Consider the following 6826-nt stretch of genomic DNA (forward strand, 5'->3'; position numbering starts at 1 on the left):
GTGCCTTGTCGATATCTACCGCCTTTGACGATAGCCAAAATAGCAGACAAAAGAACAATATTAGTAAAACAGGGGCCACTCCGCTACCTAGATCAAAAATCTTAAGCGCCGCTAAAAATAGGGCAAAAACGCCGACACAAAGGGCAATAAGAGTGGACGATCCGGCCGCTGCAGCTCGGCACTCTTTTTGTTTTTTTACGGTTAATAAAAATGCTTGCGAAAGGGTCATTTGGTCGCTTTTGATTAAATTTTGCGTAAATTTTGACCGAGCGCGGCTTAAAATAAAGTAAATTCGGGCGGGTAAATTTGTGCGAGGACTTTTAAAATTCGGCAGATTTGGAGTCAAATTTGGCTCGGCGTAAATTTGAAATTTGCCGCCGTTTTTAATCGTAAATTTAAGATCAAATTTGACCGAGCTCTAGAAGTGGCTCGTCAAATTCGCTTCAACGCCAAATCAAAGCAGCAAACGCGCCGACAAAAACTCAAATTTAATCGGTCAAATTTAGAGATTTTCTATCACACTTTTTGTTTCTAGCGCGATTTCTAGCTCCTCGTTAGTAGGCACGACGAGAGTTTTTACCGCTGCGTCAGGGGCGCTTAGGTCGCGTATACCGCCGCTTGCGGCGAAATTTAGCTCGTGATCGATCCTGATGCCCATGTGTGTGAGATCGTTGCAGATTTTCTCGCGGCTATACGGGGCGTTTTCGCCGATACCGCCGGTGAAAACGACCGCATCCACTCGGCCCAAAACGGCATAATACGCGCCGATATATTTTTTTATGCGGTAGCAAAACATCTCAAAGGCTAGATGCGCGCGCTCGTCGCCGCCTTGCATCTTAACGACTACTTCGCGCATGTCGTTTGAGCCGCAAATACCTAGCAGTCCGCTTTTTTTGTTTAAAAATGCGTCTATACCCTCGGCCGTGAGTTCGCCTAAATTTAAAAGATAAGTAAGCACCGCAGGATCCATATCGCCGCTTCTAGTGCCCATTATCAGGCCTTCTAGCGGGCTTAAGCCCATCGAGGTATCCACGCTTTTACCCCCTTGCACGGCACAGGCGGAGGCTCCGTTGCCTAGATGCAGCGAGATAGCGTTAAATTTCTCGTACGGCACGCCTAGATACTCGGCGGCTTTTTTAGTCACGTAGTGGTGCGAAGTGCCGTGAAAGCCGTATCTGCGGATGTGCAGCCTCTTGCAAAGATCAAATGGCAGAGCGTAACGGTAGGCGTACTCGGGGATAGTTTGATGAAATACGGTATCAAAAACGACGACGTGAGGCACCTTTTTCCCGCTTCCGTTTTTGTCTGTTTCTTGCATAGCATTTCTTATGCCCGCTAGGTGGCCGGGGTTGTGAAGGGGCGCTAGGACGGAGTTTTGCTCGATTTTAGCGATAACGTCAGGGGTGACTAGAGCCGAGTCGCTAAAGCTCTCGCCGCCGTGCACGATGCGGTGTCCGACGCCGTCAAGTTCACTAAAATCATGCAGGATATTTGAGCTAGCAAACAGCCGCCTCATCGCCTCAAGCCCCTCGTGGTGGTCTTTTAGCGGCGCGTGCTCCTCGTAAATTTTATCCGCGCTAACGTCTTTTAGCTTGGCGTAGGAGCTTGCTTCGCCGATCTTTTCGACTAGGCCGCTAGCGATGACGCGGTTACCTGCCATATCAAAAAGCTGAAATTTAACCGACGAGCTGCCTGAGTTTAAAACCAAAATTTTCACTATTTTCCTCCTTCGTTTGCGGCTTGTATCGTGCTGATTAGGACCGTATTTACGACGTCTCCCACGCCGCATCCGCGGCTTAGGTCGTTTACGGGCTTTTTTAGACCTTGCAAGATCGGTCCGACGGCTAGGCAGTTTGCGCTTCGTTGCGCGATTTTATAGCCGATGTTGCCCGCGTTTAAATTTGGAAATACAAAAACGTTCGCGCGGCCGGCTACGTCGCTATTTGGCAGCTTTTTGCGCGCTACGGCAGGATCTATGGCCGCATCGTACTGCACGGGAGCTTCGATTTTTAGGGCTGGGTCTAGTCCTCGCGCTATCTCGCCCGCACTCCTAACCAGGTCTATATCCGCTCCGCTGCCGCTATCTCCGCTAGAGTAGCTTAGCATCGCTACTCGCGGCTCCAGTCCGAACGCGCGTGCCGTATCCGCCGAGGCTAGGGCGATTTGCGCTAGTTGCCGAGTATCCGGGTTTGGATTTATCGCGCAGTCGGCGTAGATCAGGATCTCCTCCGCAAAGCACATTATAAACGAGCTTGAAACTAGCGGGCTATCAGGGCGGGTTTTGATGATCTGAAGAGCGGGGCGGATGGTGTGTGCCGTGGTCGTGTTTGCGCCGCTCACCATGGCATCGGCTAGTCCTTCTTGCACCATCATCGTAGCAAAATACGTCCTATCTCGCACGAGCTCGCGGGCTTGCTCTAGGCTTACGCCCTTGCTTTTGCGAGCTTCAAAAAGCGCGGCGGTTAGGCGCTGCGCGTACTCGTTTTTTTCTAAATTTATAAATCGCGCGCCGTTTAAATTTACCCCTAGCTTCTCCGCGTCAAATTTAACCTTGTTTTCGTCGCCCAAAAGGATCAAATTTACCGCGCCGCTTTTTAGTAAAATTTCGCTAGCTCTTAATATCCGCTCGTCTTCGCTTTCTGGCAAAACGACGGTTTTTTTATCTTTTGTGGCGAGTTTAAATAGCGAGTTTTCAAAGCGCAAAGGCGTGATGATATCTTGCTTTGCGTTTAAAATTTCATCCAAATTTCCGCTTACGATCAGCTTTGAGTTTCGCGTAAAAAAGCTCAAATTTTCGCGGCAAAAAACCGGAACGTTTAAATTTCTAGCGATCTGCAAATTTAGCTCTATTTCGCCGATATTTGCGATGCTTTTTGCAGGCTTAACGAGCACAAAATCAGCGCCCCCCGCTAGGCGGTCAAATTCATCTACCGCGCTTTTAAAAAACTCCCGCTCGCTGCCGTTTTCAAAAGCCTTCCGGGTATTTTCTAGTCCGTAAAAATCATTGACAGGGTCAAAAACGGCTACATTTTTAAATTTTGTTGATATAATTTCGTAAATTTCTTGAAAATTCGCGCCAAGCGCAAGGATAGAATCGGCCATAATTTTCCTTTTGGAACTTGATTTGCTTATTTTATCGTAAAATTTTCACTTTAAGGTAAAACGTGAGAAAAAATATTTACTTTTGCGCCCTTGCAGCAGCGTTTTTGAGCGGGTGTTTGCCCAGCGCCGACCCTCGCATAGATATGAAACCGCCCGTTTACGTCGAGCAGCTTCCCGCCAAGCAGGTCAATAACCAACCAAACGCGGGCAGCCTTTTTGGTCGCGGCGACAACCCGCTTTTTGCCGACCGCAAGGCGATGAACGTAAACGACATCGTAACCGTCGTCATCAGCGAGCGCGCCAACCAAAGCTCCAGCGGCAAGCACGACACGAGCAAAAACAGCACGATAAGCCTTGGCGGAGGGATATTTACCGCAGGCTCCGCGCCGCTATCTACGCTAGCCACTCAGCTAAACAAGGCCGGCGATATCGGCTTTAGCGCGGGTAATAAAAACGAATTTACGGGTGCGGGATCTAGCGTGCGCGCAGAGGCATTTACGACTACGATCTCAGCGCGCATCATCAAGGTGCTAGAAAACGGCAACTACTTTATCGAGGGCTCGCGCGAACTGCTCATAAACGGCGAAAAGCAGATCATGCAGCTTAGCGGCGTGATCCGTCCGTACGACATCTCAAACGCCAACGAGATCGACTCGCGCTACATCGCAGACGCAAAGATTTTGTATAAAACCGAAGGCGACGTGGATAGGGCAACGAGGAAGCCGTGGGGGACGAAGCTTATGGAGGCGATCTGGCCTTTTTAAGCTTTTTTATGCTTAGCTAGCTGGCTTGTCTTTTGAGTGCTTTTTGCGGATTTCGTTAAAATTTGACTCGATAGGCTATATGCCTTATCTTCGTCAAATTTTAACTTCAAAACCCCAAAAATCATCTCAAAATCCTGCGCCTTATCTTTTTCTATTCAAATTTGAAGTCAAATTTGTAAATTTTACCCACCGAGACCCACGCTCTGAAAATGCAAATTTAAACTCGCGACGCTTTGCGTCAGCAAAGCCATGTCGCTACATCTCACGTGCAGTGGGGTAGGTGGGGGTTTGGGGGCGGAAGGAGCGACGCTTCGTAAGTAGAAACCCCTTCCGCCTCCAAAGAAAAAAAAGAAAATTAGATACAAAAGCGAGCTTTTTGCTCTGCTAGGGACTGTAGCTGATAGTAAAGCGTAATTAAGCCCTTTTCGCCTTAGCAAGAAAGATTGATTTGCGCAAAAACCCTAACTAAATTTGATGAAACCAAATTTAGCATCGAAAAGACTCGGTCTCGGCGAGCAAAATTTAAAAACTATCCAAATTTGACTCTTTCTAAATTTCGCTCACAAATTTACTCAAATTTAAGCCCTTTCAAAGCACTGCCTAAATTCTAAGCCCGGTTTTACGCCTTTTTAAACCTTAAAGCTGTATAATCGGGGTCAAATTTATCAAAAGGCGATACAGATGATAAAAGGTATTTCTGGTTCGCGCATGGTTATGGAGGCCTTGCGCGAAGAGGGCGTAGATACGGTTTTTGGTTACCCCGGCGGCGCGGCGCTAAACATCTACGACGAGACGTACAAGCAGAGTTATTTCAGACACGTTTTGACGCGTCACGAGCAAGCCGCCGTACACGCAGCAGACGGATACGCGCGCGCTAGCGGCAAGGTCGGAGTGGCGTTTGTAACGAGCGGCCCCGGTTTTACAAACGCAGTCACGGGTCTAGCTACCGCATACTCGGATAGCATCCCGCTGGTACTCATTAGCGGTCAGGTTCCGACCTCGCTTATCGGTACGGACGCCTTTCAGGAGATCGACGCCGTGGGTATCTCTCGCCCGTGCGTGAAGCACAACTACCTCGTGCGCAGTATCGAGGAGCTGCCGCGCATCCTAAAAGAGGCCTTTTATATCGCTCGCTCCGGACGCCCGGGGCCTGTTCACGTCGATATCCCAAAGGATATAACCGCGGCCGTGGGGGATTTTCTTTACCCGACCGAGATAAAGATGCCGACATACAAACCGACCTACAAAGGCAATGCAAAGCAGATCAAAAAGGCGCTCGAAGTCATCGCAGAGGCCAAACGTCCGCTACTATATCTAGGAGGAGGCGTCGTAGCGGCGAACGCTAGCGAGCTAGTGCGTAAATTTGGCGCAAAGACGGGCATCCCAGCAGTCGAAACGCTGATGGGGCTTGGCGTCCTAGCGCACGAGGATAAAAATCTACTCTCGATGGTCGGCATGCACGGCAGCTACGCGGCAAATATGGCGATGAGCGAAACCGATCTAATCATCGCGCTTGGCGTGCGGTTTGACGACCGCGTGACGGGCAAGCTAAGCGAATTTGCCAAAAACGCCAAAATCATCCACGTCGATATCGACCCTAGCTCGATCTCAAAGATCGTAAACGCGCACTTCCCGATCGTGGGCGATCTAAATTTCGTCCTAGAAGAGATGCTGGAAAAAGTAACCGTAAACGAGCAAAATTTGACCTCGTGGCGCGATATCTTGGCTCGCTACGACGCGCTCAATCCGCTGGACTACAAAGATAGCGACGAAGTCCTAAAACCGCAGTGGGTCGTACGCGAAACGGCTAAAATTTTAAAGCAATCCGGCAAAGACGCCCTGATCGCTACCGACGTCGGCCAGCACCAGATGTGGGTCGCGCAGTTTTATCCGTTTGATAGGCCGCGCCAGCTAATAACTAGCGGAGGCCAGGGGACTATGGGTTACGGTCTACCTGCAGCAGTCGGAGCAAAGATAGCAAAGCCTGAAGATATCGTCGTCAATTTCACCGGCGACGGCTCGATCCTAATGAACATCCAAGAGCTGATGACCGCCACCGAGATAGATAAGCCCGTCATTAACGTTATCCTAAACAACAACTTCCTAGGCATGGTGCGCCAGTGGCAGACCTTTTTTTACGGCGAGCGCTACTCTTCGACCGACCTTAGCCTGCAGCCTGATTTCGTAAAAATCGCGGAGGGATTTGGCGCGGTAGGCTTTGTTTGCCGTACGAAAGACGAGTTTTGCTCCGCGCTAAAAGAGGCGATGATCTGTGGCAAAACGGCGATGTTAGACGTGCGCGTGGATAGATTTGAGGACGTACTGCCGATGGTTCCCGCAGGCGCGGCGATATACAACATGATCTTAAAAAGCAAGGAATAAAAATGAGCATAAGAAGAGTGATTTCAGTCATCGTGCTAAACGAGCACGGCGTTTTATCGCGCATTTCCGGGCTTTTTGCGGGGCGCGGATACAACATCGACACGCTCACTGTCGCACCGATCCCAGGCACCGAGCTTTCTCGTATCAGCATCGTCACTAGCGGCGACGAGCGCGTGCTAGAGCAGATCGTAAAGCAGCTACACAAACTAATACCGACCTACAAAGTCATCGAAAGCGGCGAATTCGTCGAAAAAGAAATGGCGCTGGTAAAAATCCCGTTAAGCGAAAATTTCGGCGGACTGGACGCGATACTAAAGGCCTACAACGGCATCGTAGCCAACACCAACGAAAACTACATCGTAGTTATGGTCAGCGACGATGCGAGCAGGATAGAAAATTTCCTCAAAGCTATCAAAAAATTTAACCCCGCAGACGTCGTTCGCGGCGGTTCCGTGCTAATGGATCTATGATGAAACTAAGCGAAATTTATAAAATTTTGGGGCTTGAGTTTAGCGGCGAGGAGCTAGAGATCACGGCTCTAAATTCGCTATCAAACGCGGGAGCTAGCGAGCTTGGCT

The 6826-nt window shown here is 49.6% G+C and carries 5 protein-coding genes and 2 pseudogenes; 4 read left to right on the plus strand and 3 right to left on the minus strand.

Going from position 1 to position 6826, the window contains the following annotated elements; all coding sequences use genetic code 11:
- From RYL88_RS10500 to pta, 3 genes and pseudogenes are all read right to left on the minus strand, one after another.
- Window positions 1-229, minus strand: a pseudogene (locus tag RYL88_RS10500) (hypothetical protein); the annotation flags it as partial.
- Between the two features lie 273 nt (window positions 230-502).
- Window positions 503-1717, minus strand: coding sequence for an acetate kinase (locus tag RYL88_RS10505; RefSeq protein WP_314991131.1), 1215 nt, complete (start codon window positions 1715-1717; stop codon window positions 503-505).
- Entirely contained in the window at window positions 1717-3102 is a 1386-nt protein-coding gene (gene pta / locus RYL88_RS10510; protein WP_314991133.1) for a phosphate acetyltransferase, read from the minus strand. Before pta ends, RYL88_RS10505 begins: the two co-directional genes overlap by 1 nt.
- A 62-nt stretch (window positions 3103-3164) precedes the next feature.
- Here pta and flgH point away from each other — a divergent pair, with 62 nt between their 5' ends.
- The 4 genes and pseudogenes from flgH to RYL88_RS10530 all read left to right on the plus strand — a co-directional run.
- Complete coding sequence (gene flgH, locus RYL88_RS10515) at window positions 3165-3866, plus strand: flagellar basal body L-ring protein FlgH (protein WP_002947754.1); 702 nt, start codon at window positions 3165-3167, stop codon at window positions 3864-3866.
- Between the two features lie 681 nt (window positions 3867-4547).
- Complete coding sequence (locus RYL88_RS10520) at window positions 4548-6248, plus strand: acetolactate synthase large subunit (RefSeq protein ID WP_314991135.1); 1701 nt, start codon at window positions 4548-4550, stop codon at window positions 6246-6248.
- Between the two features lie 8 nt (window positions 6249-6256).
- Window positions 6257-6718 carry an acetolactate synthase small subunit gene (gene ilvN, locus RYL88_RS10525; protein WP_314991137.1) on the plus strand — a complete coding sequence of 154 codons (462 nt, stop codon included), beginning with the start codon at window positions 6257-6259 and terminating at the stop codon, window positions 6716-6718.
- Window positions 6718-6826, plus strand: a pseudogene (locus RYL88_RS10530) (UDP-3-O-(3-hydroxymyristoyl)glucosamine N-acyltransferase); the annotation flags it as partial. The gene ilvN and the pseudogene RYL88_RS10530, both read left to right, overlap by 1 nt.

The sequence above is a fragment of the uncultured Campylobacter sp. genome, assembly GCF_963517995.1.
Classification (GTDB): Bacteria; Campylobacterota; Campylobacteria; order Campylobacterales; family Campylobacteraceae; genus Campylobacter_A.